At 68.6% G+C, this 14,930-nt stretch carries 12 protein-coding genes and 1 pseudogene; 10 read left to right on the forward strand and 3 right to left on the reverse strand.

Annotated elements, in window-relative coordinates:
- Positions 1 to 4 precede the first annotated feature (4 nt).
- Both AB8P05_RS20680 and AB8P05_RS20685 read left to right on the forward strand, forming a co-directional pair.
- Positions 5 to 3,157, forward strand: a complete 3,153-nt coding sequence (locus AB8P05_RS20680; protein ID WP_472760159.1) for an efflux RND transporter permease subunit — start codon at positions 5 to 7, stop codon at positions 3,155 to 3,157.
- 224 nt (positions 3,158 to 3,381) lie between these two features.
- Positions 3,382 to 4,335 (forward strand): RNA polymerase factor sigma-32, encoded by a 954-nt coding sequence (locus tag AB8P05_RS20685; RefSeq protein ID WP_472760160.1) that lies wholly within the window; start codon positions 3,382 to 3,384, stop codon positions 4,333 to 4,335.
- Here the strand turns inward: AB8P05_RS20685 and AB8P05_RS20690 are convergent.
- Positions 4,295 to 5,518, reverse strand: coding sequence for a DUF2243 domain-containing protein (locus AB8P05_RS20690; RefSeq protein ID WP_472760161.1), 1,224 nt, complete (start codon positions 5,516 to 5,518; stop codon positions 4,295 to 4,297). The two genes, AB8P05_RS20685 and AB8P05_RS20690, sit on opposite strands and share 41 nt — an antisense overlap.
- On the opposite strand from AB8P05_RS20690, the gene AB8P05_RS20695 reads away from it, so the two are divergent.
- Together AB8P05_RS20695 and AB8P05_RS20700 are read left to right on the forward strand one after the other, a co-directional pair.
- Positions 5,517 to 6,689 (forward strand): OpgC family protein, encoded by a 1,173-nt coding sequence (locus AB8P05_RS20695; RefSeq protein ID WP_472760162.1) that lies wholly within the window; start codon positions 5,517 to 5,519, stop codon positions 6,687 to 6,689. The genes AB8P05_RS20690 and AB8P05_RS20695 overlap by 2 nt on opposite strands.
- A 134-nt stretch (positions 6,690 to 6,823) precedes the next feature.
- Positions 6,824 to 7,048, forward strand: coding sequence for a hypothetical protein (locus AB8P05_RS20700; RefSeq protein ID WP_455174466.1), 225 nt, complete (start codon positions 6,824 to 6,826; stop codon positions 7,046 to 7,048).
- Positions 7,049 to 7,235: 187 nt separating this feature from the next.
- Here AB8P05_RS20700 and AB8P05_RS20705 read toward each other — a convergent pair whose 3' ends face one another.
- The gene (locus AB8P05_RS20705; RefSeq protein ID WP_174471814.1) at positions 7,236 to 7,862 is read right to left on the reverse strand and encodes an ATP-dependent Clp protease proteolytic subunit; all 627 of its coding nucleotides are present in this window, start codon (positions 7,860 to 7,862) and stop codon (positions 7,236 to 7,238) included.
- Between the two features lie 238 nt (positions 7,863 to 8,100).
- Here AB8P05_RS20705 and AB8P05_RS20710 point away from each other — a divergent pair.
- The 6 genes and pseudogenes from AB8P05_RS20710 to AB8P05_RS20735 form a co-directional block, all read left to right on the forward strand.
- Positions 8,101 to 8,196: pseudogene (locus AB8P05_RS20710) on the forward strand (hypothetical protein); the annotation flags it as partial.
- A 14-nt stretch (positions 8,197 to 8,210) separates the two neighbouring features.
- Entirely contained in the window at positions 8,211 to 8,996 is a 786-nt protein-coding gene (locus AB8P05_RS20715; protein ID WP_472760163.1) for a glycosyltransferase, read from the forward strand.
- A gap of 117 nt (positions 8,997 to 9,113) precedes the next feature.
- The gene (locus AB8P05_RS20720) at positions 9,114 to 9,461 is read left to right on the forward strand and encodes a hypothetical protein (RefSeq protein WP_472760164.1); all 348 of its coding nucleotides are present in this window, start codon (positions 9,114 to 9,116) and stop codon (positions 9,459 to 9,461) included.
- 103 nt (positions 9,462 to 9,564) lie between these two features.
- Positions 9,565 to 10,722: an efflux RND transporter periplasmic adaptor subunit gene (locus AB8P05_RS20725; RefSeq protein WP_472760165.1), complete on the forward strand. Its 1,158-nt coding sequence runs from the start codon at positions 9,565 to 9,567 to the stop codon at positions 10,720 to 10,722.
- A 4-nt stretch (positions 10,723 to 10,726) separates the two neighbouring features.
- The gene (locus AB8P05_RS20730; RefSeq protein WP_472760166.1) at positions 10,727 to 13,855 is read left to right on the forward strand and encodes an efflux RND transporter permease subunit; all 3,129 of its coding nucleotides are present in this window, start codon (positions 10,727 to 10,729) and stop codon (positions 13,853 to 13,855) included.
- A 13-nt stretch (positions 13,856 to 13,868) separates the two neighbouring features.
- Positions 13,869 to 14,261 carry a response regulator gene (locus AB8P05_RS20735; RefSeq protein ID WP_455174461.1) on the forward strand — a complete coding sequence of 131 codons (393 nt, stop codon included), beginning with the start codon at positions 13,869 to 13,871 and terminating at the stop codon, positions 14,259 to 14,261.
- Between the two features lie 273 nt (positions 14,262 to 14,534).
- Here AB8P05_RS20735 and AB8P05_RS20740 read toward each other — a convergent pair whose 3' ends face one another.
- The gene (locus AB8P05_RS20740; protein ID WP_455174460.1) at positions 14,535 to 14,693 is read right to left on the reverse strand and encodes a hypothetical protein; all 159 of its coding nucleotides are present in this window, start codon (positions 14,691 to 14,693) and stop codon (positions 14,535 to 14,537) included.
- Positions 14,694 to 14,930 lie beyond the last annotated feature (237 nt).

The following is a 14,930-nucleotide window of genomic DNA, read 5'->3' on the forward strand; positions in this document are numbered from 1 at the left end:
GGCGATGTTCTCCGCGCTCTTCATCCGCCGCCCGAACCTCGCCATCGTCATCGCGGTCGTCACGGTGATCGCCGGCTTCCTGGCGCTGACCGCCATCCCGGTGGCCCAGTATCCGTCGATCACCCCGCCGACCGTCCAGGTCTCTGCCACATATCCCGGCGCCAACGCCCAGGTGGTGGCCGACAGCGTCGCCGCGCCCATCGAATCGCAGGTGAACGGCGTGGAAGGCATGCTCTACATGTCCTCCACCAGCACCGACACCGGCAGCTATTCGCTGACCATCACCTTCGCCCCCGGCACCGATCCCGACATCGCCGCGGTGAACGTGCAGAACCGCATGTCGCTCGCCACCGCAAGCCTGCCGTCGGAGGTGACGCGCCAGGGCGTCACCGTGCGCCGGCAGTCGCCCAACATGCTGATGGCGGTGAACGTCTATTCGCCCGGCGGCACCTTCGACCCGATCTTCATCTCCAATTACGCCAGCCTGAACCTGCGCGATTCCATTGCCCGCGTTCCCGGCGTCGGCGAGGCGCAGGTGCTGGGCGCGCTCGACTACAGCATGCGCATCTGGATGAACCCGGACCGCATGACGGCGCTGGGCATCACCGCGACGGACGTGGTCGGCGCCATCCAGCGGCAGAATGTCCAGGCCCCCGCCGGCCAGATCGGCGCCCCGCCCATCGGCGGCGACCAGCAGCAACAGCTGACCATCATCGCCCGCGGCCGGCTGAGCGACCCGCAGGAATTCGCCAACATCATCATCCGCAGCAACGAGAATGGCGGCATCGTCCGCGTCGGCGACGTGGCGCGGGTGGAGTTGGGGGCACAGTCCTACACCTCCTCCTCCAAGCTGAACGGCGCGCCGGCGGCGACGCTGGTCGTCTACCAGTCGCCGGGCGCCAACGCGCTGGACGTCGCCAATTCGGTCCAGGCGGAGCTGCAGCGCCTGTCGCAGCGCTTCCCCGAAGGGCTGGAATACGCGGTCGTCTTCAACACCACCAACTTCGTCACCGCCACCATCGAGGAGATCGTGCTGACGCTGGGCATCACCTTCCTGCTGGTGGTGGCCGTCATCTACGTCTTCCTGCAGGACTGGCGGGCGACGCTGATCCCGACCCTGGCGATCCCGGTGTCGATCGTCGGCGTCTTCGCCGTGCTGCTGGTCCTGGGCTACAGCGCCAACACCATCACGCTGTTCGCGCTGATCCTCGCCATCGGTCTCGTCGTCGACGACGCCATCGTGGTGGTGGAGAATGTCCGCCGCGTGATGGAGGAGCATCCCGAACTGTCCGCCAAGGAGGCGTCGGCCAAAGCGATGGGGCAGGTCACCGGCGCCATCGTCGCCTCCACCCTGGTGCTGGCGGCGGTGTTCGTGCCGGTGGCCTTCCTGCCGGGCATCACCGGTCAGCTCTACCGCCAGTTCGCCGTCACCATCGCTGCGTCCTTCATCATCTCCGGCATCAATTCGCTGACGCTCAGCCCGGCGCTGTGCGGCCTGCTGCTGCGTCCGCCGACGGCCCCCTGGCGTCTGCTGGCGGCCTTCAACCGCGGGCTGGACCGGGTGCGCGATGGCTATGGCCGGCTGGTGCATGGGCTGGGGCGGCGGCTGGTGGTCGGGCTCGTGCTGTTCGTGGCGATCACCGCCGGCGCCTTCGCCCTGCTGCGCGCCCTGCCCACCGGCTTCCTGCCGGCAGAGGACCAGGGTTACTTCTTCGTCAACGTCCAGCTGCCCAGCGCCGCGTCGGTCACCCGCACCCAGACCGTGATGGACGACATCAGCGAGACCATCAGGCAGGAACCGGGTGTGGCCGACGTCATCGCCATCTCCGGCTTCAGCATCCTCAGCGGCCAGGGCTCCAACGTCGGGCTGGTCATCGTGGCGCTGAAGCCCTGGGCGGAGCGGGGGAGCGACCAGACCGTCGACGCCATCCTGGGCAGCCTGCGCCCGCGCTTCGGCGCGATGCCGCAGGCGACGGTGACCGCCTTCAACCCGCCCTCCATCCCCGGGCTGGGCGCCACCGGCGGTTTCGACCTGCGCGTGCTCGCCACCGGCGGCCAGACCCCGCAGGAGTTGGGCGCGGTGCTGCGCGGCCTGCTGGTCGCCGCCAACCAGGACCCGAACCTGCAGGCGGTGTTCAGCACCTACAGCGCGGAGGTGCCGCACCTGTATCTGGACGTTGACCGCACCCGCGCCTCCCTGCTGGGGGTGTCGCCGGCCGACATCTTCACCACGCTGCAGGCGCATCTCGGCGCCAGCTACGTCAACGACTTCAACCTGTACGGCCGCGTCTTCCAGGTGAAGGTGCAGGATGCCGCCGTCTATCGCGACCAGGTGAAGCAGATCGACCAGCTCTATGTCCGCAGCCAGACCGGCGACATGGTGCCGCTGCGCAGCCTGGTGTCGGTGCGCACCACGCTCGCCCCCGACAGCATCACCCGCTACAACCAGTTCATGTCCGCCTCGGTCAACGGCCAGCCGGCCGCCGGGATCAGCACCGGACAGGCGCTGACCGGGATGCAGGCGGTGGCGCAGAACACCCTGCCGCAGGGTTACGCCACCGAATGGACCGGCCTGTCCTATCAGGAGAGCCAGGTGGGCAACCAGAGCCTGATCGTGTTCGGGCTGGCCCTGCTGTTCGGCTACCTGTTCCTGGTGGCGCAGTACGAGGACTGGCTGGTGCCGCTGGCCGTGCTGCTGTCGGTGGCGGTGGCTGTGCTGGGGGCCGGCGTCGGGCTGTGGGTTGCCGGGATCCCGAACGACATCTATGCGCAGATCGGTCTGGTCCTGCTGGTCGGTCTGGCGGCGAAGAACGCCATCCTGATCGTGGAGTTCGCGCGGGAACAGCGGGCCGACGGCCGGTCCATCGTCGATGCCGCGGTGGCCGGCGCCCGCCAGCGCTTCCGCGCCGTGCTGATGACGGCGCTGGCCTTCATCCTTGGCACGGTTCCGCTGCTGGTCGCCACCGGCGCCGGTGGGGCCAGCCGGCGGTCGATCGGCACCACCGTGTTCGGCGGCATGGTGGCGGCGACGGTGATCGGCATCATCTTCGTGCCCGTGCTGTTCGTCGCCTTCCAGCGCCTGACCGAACGGCTGCGCCGCCGCCCGGCCGAGGCCCGCGCCCGCCCGGCAACGGAGGGGAGCATGGGCGACGATTGACCCGCGGGGACCTTGATTCGCATGCATAAGATCCCACATCAGCGTGGTCCCCGACATCCTTGAATTTGGCGTCCTCGATGCGACGCTTCCCCGCGCATTCGGCGCGACGGCGGCCGGCTCCGGGCCAGACGCCGACCGACCCGAACCCTGTCCGGTCTGCGGCTGACCGGAAGGGCGGGCGGCGGCCTTGCAGAGCGATGGGCGGTCGGGGCAGGGAGTCTTCCATGCCGAACAGGAACCAACCGCAACCCGAAACCCGGTCGGCCGAACCGCTGACCCTTTTCCTGAAGGATATGCGCCGTTACGAGATCCTCTCCGCCGAGGAGGAGCGGGAACTTGCCCGCCGTTGGCGCGACCATGACGATGCCGGGGCGCTGGACCGGCTGATCGGCGGACATCTGCGTCTGGTGGTCGGCGTCGCCAAGCGTTTCCGGCGCTTTGGCCTGCCGCTGGCCGATCTGGTGGCGGAGGGCAACATCGGGCTGATGCGCGCCGCGCGGAAGTTCGATCCCGACAAGGGCTTCCGCTTCTCAACCTACGCCCACTGGTGGATTCGCGCGGCGATCCAGGACCATGTCCTGCAGAACTGGTCGCTGGTGAAGATCGGCTCCACCACCGCCCACCGCACCCTGTTCTTCGGCCTGCGCCACCTGAAGGCCAAGCTGAAGGAGCTGGAGAGCGGCGACCTGTCGCCGGAAGCGGCGGCGGCCATCGCCACCGAGCTGGACATGCCGGAACGCGAGGTGGTGGAGATGAACCGCCGGCTCGTCACCGACCGCTCGCTGAACGCCACGGTGGGCGAGGAGGGCGAGATGGAGTGGCAGGACCTGCTGGCCGACGACCGCGCCGACCAGGAGACCGCGTTGGCGGAGACCGAGGAGCGCATCCAGCACAAGCGCCTGATCGCGCTGGGGCTGGAGAAGCTGACCGAGCGCGACCGTCAGATCCTGATCGCGCGCCGCCTGCTGGACGAACCGGTGACCGCCGACGAACTCAGCCGGCGCTTCAACCTGTCGCGCCAGCGCATCGGCCAGATCGAGGCGGCGGCGATGCAGACCGTCCGCAAGGCGGTGCTGGCCGGACGGGCCGCGCAGGCGACGCAGCGGCCTGCCAAGCGGCCCGCTCCCCGCAAACCGGTCAGAGCGCGGCCGAGCCGGACTGGCGGGATGCCGGCCTGAACCAGTCCAGGCACCCGGCGGGAACCACCCCGTTGCTGACCAGCAGCGCGCCTTGGCGATAGAGGCCGAGCGCGCTGCCGCCCTCCGGCAGGTCGATGGCCCAGAGCCGCCCGCTGGGATCGCTCCATACGGTGCGGCCGTCCACGGCGGCCAGGGCGGTCAGCGCGTCCGCCGGGGCGGTGCCGGGGCGGAACAGCACCAGCGTGGCGGTGCCCCCCGGCGGCGGCAGGGCGGCGACCACCCCGGCGATGCCGGCCGCCAGCGCCAGCAGCAGCGGTGCCGCCGCGCGCCGCATGCCTCCGCCGCCGGCATGTCCGGCACGGCCCCGTGTCAGCCACAGGCCGGCGGCCACCGCGGCGACGCCGAAGGCGAAGAACCACAGCAGGTCCCAGAACAGCATGTTGTCCACGTCCATGCGGACGCGGTGCAGGCCCAGCAGCCAGTGCGACATCAACCCGTCGACGATGTGCCAGACCCCGAAGCCGACCAGCGCCCATCCCATCAGCCGGCGCCCGCCTACCTCGGCAAGGCCGCGGCGCCCGCGCCACAGCAGCCACAGCCCCGCCGCGGCGATCACGTACATCAGGGCGTGGAACAGCCCGTCCGCCAGGATCTGGACCCCGATGTCGGCATAGGCCGGGTCGGCGAGGCCGGAGAGCAGATGGTGCCACTGCAGGATCTGGTGCAGCAGGATCCCGTCGAAGAATCCCCCAGCGCGAAACCCAGGCCGAAGCCGCCCATCAGCAGGGTCCGGCCGGGGCCGCGCCGAAGGTCCGACATCGGCATCGGGTGGGGCAGCGGATCGCTCGGATCGCTCGGTTCGGCAGTCATGCTTGGTCCTCGCTCGGGCCGGAACGGCCCTGCAGTCCCAACAAGGCCGTCCGCAGCGGGTTCCGGTCCGCAGGAGCCGCCCGATTCCGGGTTGGTTTCCACAGCCGTCATGAGAAGGGCGTAACGCTTTTCCCCTTCCGTGCCGCGATGGAAGGATCCCCCCATCGCGTTGGACACCCGGCCGGGGAAAATGGCCATGGTGAGCTACGTCCCCCGCGGCGATTGCGGACCGGTGGTGGTTCCGCATCGCCGACATTCGTGCGCCCTTGCCGAAAGTGGTGAGCGGCCAGACCCGCCCGGCCCGTTCCGCCCGGCGGGAAGCCCCGCGACAGCAGGAGAGGCACCGCCGCATGCAGCAACGTCAGGCTCGTGACGTCCGGCTCGATCTGTTCAAGGGCATCGCCCTTCTCATCATCTTCATCAACCATGTGGGCGGAAACCCGCTGGCGAAGGTGACGCCCGGACGGTTCGGTCCATCGGATTCGGCGGAGATCTTCGTCTTCATCTCCGGTTACGCCATAGCCCTGGCCTATGGCCCGGTGCTGGCGGAGCGCGGGTTCGCCGCCTGCCAGCGCAAGGCGCTCGGCCGCTGCCGGCAGCTGTGGGCGGCCAACATCGCCACCATGCTGGTCAGCGCCCTGGTGGTGGCGCTGGCGGTTTATGTCGGCGACCTGCCGATGGAGGCGTCGAACCGGCTGGAGAGCTTCGCGCCGCTGTTCGACAGCCCGGCCGTGGCGATGGCCTGGCATCTGGTGCTGATGTACCTGCCCTTCGCGCTCGACATCCTGGCGCTCTACATCCTGCTGGTGGCGGCGGCACCGCTGTTCCTGTGGTCCTACGCCCGCTTCGGCATGGCGGCGGTGGGGGCGTCGCTGGCGCTCTATCTGCTCGCCCAGGCGGCGCCGTGGCTGATGCCGCCCAACCTGTGGGACGGAAGCTGGAACTTCAGCCCGCTGGCGTGGCAGTGCGTCTTCTTCCTCGGCACCAGCCTGGCGCTGGTGGTGCGCAGCGGCAAAGTGACGCTGCCGCGCTCGCCCTGGCTGCTGGCGGCGGCGCTGGCGGTGGTGGTTGGGATGGCGCTGTGGAAGGGCGCGGCCTCCGACCTCGGCCGGGCGCTGGTTCCCGCTGGGCTGCATGGCTGGCTGCCGGAACAGACGATCCCCTGGGCGGACAAGGACACGCTGGGCCCGATGCGGCTGCTGCATTTCCTGGCGCTCGCCTGTGCGGCGGCACTGCTGGTGCCGCGGGATGCGGCATGGCTGCGCTCGGCGCCCGCAAGGCTGCTGACCGCCTGCGGACGGCATTCGCTGCCGGTCTTCTGCGTCGGCGTGGTGCTGTCCATCACCGGGACGGCGATGCTGATGGCGGGCAAGGGCGCGGCGATGGTGCTGGCGGTCAATCTGGGCGGCGTCGCCCTGCTTCTCCTGCTGGCGCTGGTGCTGGAGCGGCGGCGGACCCGGCGGCTGCCGGCGAAGGAGACGGCGGTTCCGCCATCGGCGACTGTCGTGACCGATATGCCCTGACGCCGGGGGAAGCTGCGGCTGGGCTTCTTGAATCCTATGCCGGGTGAGCGCATATTTCTTATATGCAAATCAACCCGGCCATACCGTCTTACCAGACGCAGAAGCCAACACCGCAGCTGACGCCCGCGATGCAAATGGCGATGTCTCCGGCGGTGCAGGCGGCGCAGCAGACGGCCCCGGCGGTTCGCACGCAGACCGTCGTCGCTCCGCAGGCGACCGGTAAGGCCGACCAGACGCGCGAGACGCGCACCGCCACCCAGGGCAACCAGTCGGTGGACACCATCGCCAACGCGCTGACCGCCCAGGTGAACGGGCAGGGCTACCGCAAGCGCGGATCGCTGCTGGACGTTTCCGTGTGAAGGCGCTTTCAGACGCGAGATTCTGCTTCTGATGCCCCCACCCTAACCCTCCCCCGCTTTCGGCCGGCCGAAGGCCGGTCCGATCGCGGGGGAGGGAATCAAGTGTCGATTGTGCGCATAGCTGAAGAAAAAGGGGCTTTCCTCCCGCCGGAGAAAAGCCCCTTTTCAGTATCTGCCGAACCGGCCGTTACTTCAGCTCGTCCATCGTATCGATGACGTGGCTGACGATGCCGTATTCCTTGGCCTCGTCGGCGAGCATCCAGTAATTGCGGTCAGTGTCCTTGGCGACCTTTTCGAAGGGCTGCCCGGTCTCACGCGCGATGATCTTGTTCAGACGCTCGCGCATGCGGATGATTTCCTTCGCCTCGATGGCGATGTCCGTCGCCCGGCCGCCCGTTCCGCCCAGCGGCTGGTGGATCAGGAAGCGGGTGTTCGGCAGGCAGAACCGGTCTTCCTTCTTCGCCGCCAGATAGATGTGGCAGCCGGCGCTGGCAACCCAGCCCGTGCCCAGCATCTTCACCCGCGGCTTGATGAAGCGGATCATGTCGTGGATGGTGTCGCCCGCCTCGACGTGGCCGCCCGGCGAGTTGACCACGACGGTGATGTCGTCGTCGCTCTCATGGGCGAGCGCCAGCAGCTGGGCCGAGACGACCTGCGCCAGCTTCATGTCGATCTGACCGAAGATCAGGACCGTGCGCGCCTTGAACAGGCTCTGCTGCACGGCGGCGAACTGCGGCTGGGCGCTTTCCTTCGACTTCTCGTCCGGTTCCTTTTCGGGTTCGTCGTCGAACCGGGTGTATCCGACCTGCGCCATTGATGTTCTTCTCCCTGGTATCGGAAGCGGGGTATCGGGACCGGGATGCGCTGCCGGAGGGGTGCCCCGACTGCTGTCCCGCTGCCGCATGCGCCTTGCCTGTTCACCACATAGCCCGTCCGGGCTTCATGTTCAACGTCCGGCGGGCCAAAATCGATGGTGCCGGTTGCGCGCCGGGGACGGGACGGCCACACTTCAACCGCGCAAGGCGGCGCCGGCGGACGGGGAGTGCGGCGGAATGTCTGAAAGCGGTGCGGACCGGGGCGTTTCGGTGATCATCGCGGCCTTTCGCGCCCACGACACCATCGTGCGCGCGGTGCAAAGCCTGCTGGATCAGGACTGGACGGAATGGGAGGCGGTGATCGTCAGCGACGACGGCACCGATTACCGCCCGACCCTGCAGGCCGCCGGGATCGACGATCCGCGGCTGGTCTTCACCGGCACCGGGCGATCGGCGCCGGCGCCCCGGCGGCGCGCAACGCCGGGCTGGCGGCGGCCCGACTGGCGCTGGTGGCGCCGCTGGATGCCGACGACCGCTTCCGTGCCGGGCGCCTCTCCGCCCTGGCGCCGCTGGCGCTTGCCCATGGTGCCGCCTTCGACAATGTGGCGGTGGTGCGGGACGAGGACGATTCGCCCCTGCTGCGCCTGTATGGGGAGGGGAGGGCGCCGGCCCTGTTGGACGGCGGCGCCTTCCTGGCGACCTCGGTGCCGATGTTCCCGGTGGCGCGGCGCGATCTGGTTCCGGGCTGGGACGAGGACGTGAATTTCTGCGACGACGTTGTGTTCAATGTCCGGCTGCTTGATGCCGCCGGCCCGGTGCCGCTGGTGGCGACGCCCTTCTACGAATACCGCCAGCGCGCCGGCTCCATCACCTTCTCCGCCGACAGCGGGGAGCGGGCGGAGCGCTGCTACCGCCATGTGCTGGACCGGCTGGCCGGCGACGGCTTCGGCATCCGCCACGCCGGCCTGCGCCGCAGCTTCACGCAGGCCATCGCCGCCAAGCGCGCCCGCAACGCCGCATTCCAGGCCGCCTTCAAGGCCGGGCGCTGCGCCAATTTCCAGGAATTCCTGGCGATGGAGGAGGAGTCCCGGCATAGGCGATCTGCCGGAAATTTGAGGACTTCGCGGGAATGACGGCCGGGAAAATTCAGTTTCGGGATCGGAACGGCCACGCTCCCGCTGGTTTTGCTTTACCATTTTGTGTCAGCCTTGCTGCGTCGCACACCGCCGGACCGGACACGGGTAAATCCCATGAGCGCCCCGACCTGCTGCCTCGCCCGCATTCCCGCCAATGGCAAGTTCTGGCTGAAGTCCGCGCGGGTCCAAGACGGCCTCCGCGATATCCGGATCGAGAATGGCCGCGTCCGCGCCCTGGTGCCGGCCGGCGAGTCGCCCTGCTGCGCGCCTGGACTCGACCTCGACGGCGGGGAGGTGCGCCGGATGGAGGATGGCGGCCCGGTCACGCCCGGCGATCCGGCGGACCTGTGGGTGACCCTGTGCGGCGGGCGGACGGTCGCGATGCGGGCCGGCAGGCTTGAGACCGCCGGGGGCCAGCAGGCGGCGGCCACAAACGGCCCGACGGACGGTTCGGATCGTTGAACCTTCTCGACATCGGATGTGAACTGAACGATATAGTTCAGTTTGCCCGGCGCGCTTTCCGGTTGCGCTGCAGCAAGGTGAAACCCGTCCGGATCCCGGTCCCATGCGCCATACGCTTCGCATCGCTGCTCTCCTCGTCCTGGCGGCTCTCGCCGGTGGGGCCTACTGGTATTTCGTGAAGCAGGGCGGGACCGTCGCCGGGCTGACCGCGATGGTGAACGGCGCGGTGTCCGGCGCTGCGCCGGCCCCCGGCGGTGCATCGGGTGGAGGCAAGCCGCCGGGCGGCGCCCCGCCGATGCCGGTGGAGGCGGTTTCCGTCCGCATCGGCACGGTGGAGCGGACCGTCACCGCGGTCGGGTCGCTGCTGTCCAACGAATCCGTGGTGATCCGGCCGGAGGTCGCCGGTCGCATCAGCGAGATCGCCTTCAAGGAGGGGCAGCGCGTCGCCAAGGGCAGCGTGCTGGTCCGGCTGGACGACGCCATCGCCCGCGCCACCTTGGCCCAGGCCCAGGCGAGCATCGCCTTCTCCCGCGCCGAACTGTCGCGCGCCGACCAGCTGGTCCGCCAGAACACCGGCCCCTTGCGCAACCGCGAACAGGCCTCGGCCAAGCTGCTGGCCGACGAGGCGGCGGTGCAGCTGGCCAAGGCGCAGCTGGAGAAGCAGGTCATCACAGCACCCTTCGACGGGGTGCTGGGCCTGCGCAAGGTGTCGGTCGGCGACTTCGTCCAGGCCGGCAAGGACATCGTGAACCTGGAGGACATCGACACGCTGAAGCTGGACTTCCGCGTGCCGGAGATGTTCCTGCCGGCGGTGAAGGTCGGCCAGACGGTGAAGGTCGCGGTGGATGCCTTCGGCGGGCGCGGCTTCGACGGCACGGTCTACGCCATCGACCCGCTGGTGGACGTGAACGGCCGCGCGCTGGCGATCCGCGCCCGCGTGCCGAACCCCGACGGCTCGCTGCGCCCCGGCCTGTTTGCCCGCGTGTCGCTGACGCTGACCACCGTGCCGGACGCGGTGCTGATCCCCGAGCAGGCCATCGTCGCCTTCGGCAAGGACCAGTTCGTCTTCAAGGTGGTGGACGGCAAGGCGGCGCAGACAAGGGTCGTCCTGGGCGAGCGTCGCAATGCGGAGGTGGAGATTTCCAAGGGGCTCGCCCCCGGCGACATGGTGGTGACCGCCGGCCAGCTGAAGATCCGCGACGGCGCGCCGGTCGCCGTGCTGCCGGCCAAGCCGGCCGCCAACAAGTCGACGGGGAGCTGAGGCGATGGTCCTCTCCGACATCTCGATCCGCCGCCCGGTGCTGGCGACGGTGATGAGCCTCGCCCTGATGCTGATCGGCATCGTGTCGTACCAGCGCCTGTCGGTGCGCGAATATCCCAAGATCGACGAGCCGGTCGTCACGGTGGAGACGACCTACAAGGGCGCCTCGGCCCAGATCATCGAAAGCCAGGTGACCCAGACGCTGGAGGACAGCCTCGCCGGCATCGAGGGCATCGACGTGATGTCCTCGATCAGCCGGGCGGAGAAGTCGCAGATCACCCTGCGCTTCCGGCTGGACCGCAATGTCGACGTCGCCGCCAGCGACGTGCGTGACCGGGTGGGCCGTGTCCGCGCCGCGTTGCCGTCGGAAATCGACGAGCCGGTGATCGCCAAGGTGGAGGCCGACGCCCAGCCGATCATCTATCTGGCCTTTTCCTCCGACCGGCATTCGCCGCTGGAGGTGACGGACTTCGCCGACCGCTACGTCAAGGACCGGCTGCAGAACCTGCCCGGCGTCGCACAGGTCCGCATCTTCGGCGAGCGCCGCTTCGCCATGCGCCTGTGGCTCGACCCGCAGCGGATGGCCGCCTACCGGGTGACTCCGCAGGATGTCGAGAACGCGCTGCGTCGGCAGAATGTGGAGATCCCGGCCGGGCGCGTCGAAAGCGTGGCCCGCGAGTTCACCGTGGTGTCGGAAACCGACCTGCGCAGCCCGGCCGAGTTCGAGAACATCATCCTGCGCGACGATTCCGGCTATCTGGTCCGCCTGCGCGATGTCGGCCGGGCGGAGCTGGGAGCGCTGGACGAGCGGGTCAGCGCGCGCTTCAACGGCCGCGGCGCCGTCGCCATCGGCGTGGTGAAGCAGTCCACCGCCAACCCGCTGGACGTGTCGAAGGCGGTCAACGACGCGCTGCCGAAGATCCGCGCGGCGCTGCCCGACGGCATGGGGGTGGATGTCGGCTACGACAGTTCCGTCTTCATCGCCAAGTCGATCGACGCGGTGTTCCACACCATCTTCGAAGCGATCATCCTGGTCGTTCTGGTCATCTTCTTCTTCCTGCGCTCGCTGCGGGCGACGCTGGTGCCGCTGGTGACCATCCCGGTGTCGCTGATCGGCGGCTTCGCCCTGATGTACGCCTTCGGCTTCTCCATCAACACGCTGACGCTGCTGTCGATGGTGCTGGCCATCGGCCTCGTGGTCGACGACGCCATCGTCATGCTGGAGAACATCTTCCGCTATGTGGAGGAGGGGATGCACCCCTTCCAGGCGGCGCTGAAGGGATCGCGCGAGATCGGCTTTGCCGTCATCGCCATGACCATCACGCTGGCGGCGGTCTATGCCCCCATCGGCTTCATGACCGGGCGCACCGGGCGGCTGTTCACCGAATTCGCGCTGACGCTGGCCGGTGCGGTCATCGTGTCGGGTTTCGTCGCGCTGACGCTGTCGCCGATGATGTGCTCCAAGCTTTTGAAGCACGAGACCAAGCACGGCATCCTTTACCGCGCCATCGAACGTTTTCTGGAGGGGATGACCAACGGCTATCGCAGTTTGCTGCGCCTGTCGCTGCGGGCGCGGCCGCTGGTGCTGCTGATCGGCTTCACCGTCGCCGCCGCGAGCTATGTGCTGTTCAACGGCCTGAAGTCGGAACTGGCGCCGGTGGAGGACCGCGGCACCATCGTCGGCATCGCCATCGCGCCGGAAGGTTCCACGCTGGACTACACCATGGGCTATGCCCAGCAGATGGAGGCTCTGTTCCGCCAGATCCCGGTGCTGGAGAAGTTCTTCGTCGTCGTCGGTTTCCCGGTGGTCAACCAGGGCATCGCCTTCGTCCGCCTGATCGACTGGGACCTGCGCGAGGTGAAGCAGCAGGCGGTCACCGCCCAGCTGTTTCCGAAGATGTTCGGCATCCCCGGCATCCTGGGTTTCGTCACCAACCCGCCGTCGCTGGGCCAGAGCCCGACCGAGAAGCCGGTGAACTTCGTCATCCAGACCTCGCTGCCGTTCGAGGAGCTGCAGGCGATGGTCAACGCCATGATGGCGGAGGCCCGCAACTTCCCCGGCCTGGTCAATCTCGACACCGACCTGAAGCTGAACAAGCCGGAACTGAAGGTGTCGCTGGACCGCGACAAGGCGGCCGACCTGGGGGTGGACGTCGACACCGTCGGCCGGACGCTGGAAACCCTGCTGGGCGGCCGGCAGGTGACGCGCTTCAAGAAGGACGGCAAGCAGTATGACGTGATCGTCCAGGTCGCCAACATCGACCGCCGCAACCCGGACGATATCGCCAGCATCTATGTGCGCGGCGGCACCAGCGCGACCGGTGGAGCGGGTCAGATGATCTCGCTCGCCAATCTGGTGAAGGTCGAGGAGCGGGTGGCGCCGAAGGAGCTGAACCACTTCAACAAGCTGCGCTCCGCCACCATCACCGCGACGCTGGCGCCGGGCACCTCGCTGGGCGAGGCGCTGGCGGTCATGCAGGCGGCGGCGAACAAGGTGCTGCCGGCCACCGCCCAGACCGACTATGCCGGGCAGAGCCGCGAGTTCCGCGAATCCGCCACCGGGCTTTATTTCGTCTTCGTGCTGGCGCTGGCCTTCATCTATCTGGTGCTGGCCGCGCAGTTCGAAAGCTTCATCGACCCCTTCGTCATCATGCTGACGGTGCCGCTGTCGATGACCGGCGCGCTGGCGGCATTGCAGTTCAGCGGCGGGACGATGAACGTCTACAGCCAGATCGGCCTCGTCACCCTGGTCGGCCTCATCACCAAGCACGGCATCCTGATCGTGGAGTTCGCCAACCAGCTCCAGCGCGCCGGGACCGACATCCGCAAGGCGGTGGAAGAGGCGGCCGTGCTGCGCCTGCGCCCGATCCTGATGACCACCGGCGCCATGGTGCTGGGCGCGGTGCCGCTGGCCTACGCCCAGGGCGCCGGTGCGGAAAGCCGGCAGGCCATCGGTGCCGTTATCGTCGGCGGCATGACGCTGGGCACGCTGCTGACGCTGTTCGTGGTGCCGACGGTCTACAGCTATCTTGCCCGCAAGAGGCCGATGCAGGATGAATCGGAAGGGACGGGCGCGGCGCATGGTGCCGCCCATCCGCCCGCCCATCCTGCCCCCGCCCATCCTGCCGAGTGAGGAGCCTTGCGCCATGGCGAGCGTGCTGATCATCGATGACGACGACGTGGCGCGGGCGGTGCTTCTGCGCACGCTGACGATGGCCGGCCACGAGGCGATCGGTGCCCGCGACGGGTTGGAGGGGATGGCGCGGTTCCGCGACCATTGCTCCGGCAGTTCCCCCGACCGGCCTATAGACCTCGTCATCACCGACATCTTCATGCCGAACCAGGAAGGGCTGGCGACGATCATGGAGCTTCGCCGCGAGTCACCGTCGCTGAAGATCGTCGCGATCTCCGGCGGCGGCGCCCGCGCCTCGCTGGACGTGCTGCCGGTGGCGGAGGCGCTGGGCGCGCACCGCACCCTGCGCAAGCCCTTCACCCCCGCCGAGGTGATGGAGACCGTACGCGCCGTTCTGGAAGGCTGAGGGGGCCGATCGACATCCCATAACGCAGAAGCGCGAAGCGCCGCCGGACCGGAGTTCATGCCGGTTCGGCGGCGCTTCGCGTTTCGGGTGACCCCTGCCGGGGAAGGACCTGTCGGATGGCCGTACTTGTTGGGAAAGGGAAACCAGCCGACATGTTCCGGCCGGGCGGCCAGTGATCGCTTCCATCCGACGGGCGGGAAGGCTGCCTTGCCCGTTACCTGCTTGCCTTGGGCCTGCGGGATCGTCAGGCGGTCGGGTCAGGGGGCGGCAGGGTCAGGCGGCGAGCCGCTGTTCCTGTACTCGCCGGCTCCGGCGAAGGCGCTCGAACAGCTGCTGGATGCTGTCGGGGCTGATCCCGTCGCGCGTCATGACGGCGATCACGATCGGATCCGCAAGCAATTCGGAAAGGGTCGGCGTCGTGTTCCGGTCCATGCGTCCCTCCCTTCTGGTCCGGCTTCCGTAAACCGTGCCGTCCCGGAAGGGGGATCGGCGGACGGTCGAAGCCGGCAATGGCGATTGGCCTAATCCCTGCTGCGCGCTCGTCTCGGCTTTCGGCATCCGGATGGCCGCCGGGGATATAGCCCCTTTGATCCGGATTGTGCGTTGAAAATACAATATGGTGACCATAGCGCAGCCGGAGTGGTATTGTCACCCGTCCTTTTGTCAATA

Source organism: Azospirillum sp. VT-I1, from assembly GCF_055698305.1.

Coding starts and splice junctions, on each gene's coding strand:
- AB8P05_RS20680 (WP_472760159.1), top strand. CDS start 5: ATGTTCTCCGCGCTCTTCATCCGCCGCCCGAACCTCGCCATCGTCATC.
- AB8P05_RS20685 (WP_472760160.1), top strand. CDS start 3,382: ATGCCGAACAGGAACCAACCGCAACCCGAAACCCGGTCGGCCGAACCG.
- AB8P05_RS20695 (WP_472760162.1), top strand. CDS start 5,517: ATGCAGCAACGTCAGGCTCGTGACGTCCGGCTCGATCTGTTCAAGGGC.
- AB8P05_RS20690 (WP_472760161.1), bottom strand. CDS start 5,518: ATGCGGCGGTGCCTCTCCTGCTGTCGCGGGGCTTCCCGCCGGGCGGAA.
- AB8P05_RS20700 (WP_455174466.1), top strand. CDS start 6,824: ATGGCGATGTCTCCGGCGGTGCAGGCGGCGCAGCAGACGGCCCCGGCG.
- AB8P05_RS20705 (WP_174471814.1), bottom strand. CDS start 7,862: ATGGCGCAGGTCGGATACACCCGGTTCGACGACGAACCCGAAAAGGAA.
- AB8P05_RS20715 (WP_472760163.1), top strand. CDS start 8,211: ATGGGAGGCGGTGATCGTCAGCGACGACGGCACCGATTACCGCCCGAC.
- AB8P05_RS20720 (WP_472760164.1), top strand. CDS start 9,114: ATGAGCGCCCCGACCTGCTGCCTCGCCCGCATTCCCGCCAATGGCAAG.
- AB8P05_RS20725 (WP_472760165.1), top strand. CDS start 9,565: ATGCGCCATACGCTTCGCATCGCTGCTCTCCTCGTCCTGGCGGCTCTC.
- AB8P05_RS20730 (WP_472760166.1), top strand. CDS start 10,727: ATGGTCCTCTCCGACATCTCGATCCGCCGCCCGGTGCTGGCGACGGTG.
- AB8P05_RS20735 (WP_455174461.1), top strand. CDS start 13,869: ATGGCGAGCGTGCTGATCATCGATGACGACGACGTGGCGCGGGCGGTG.
- AB8P05_RS20740 (WP_455174460.1), bottom strand. CDS start 14,693: ATGGACCGGAACACGACGCCGACCCTTTCCGAATTGCTTGCGGATCCG.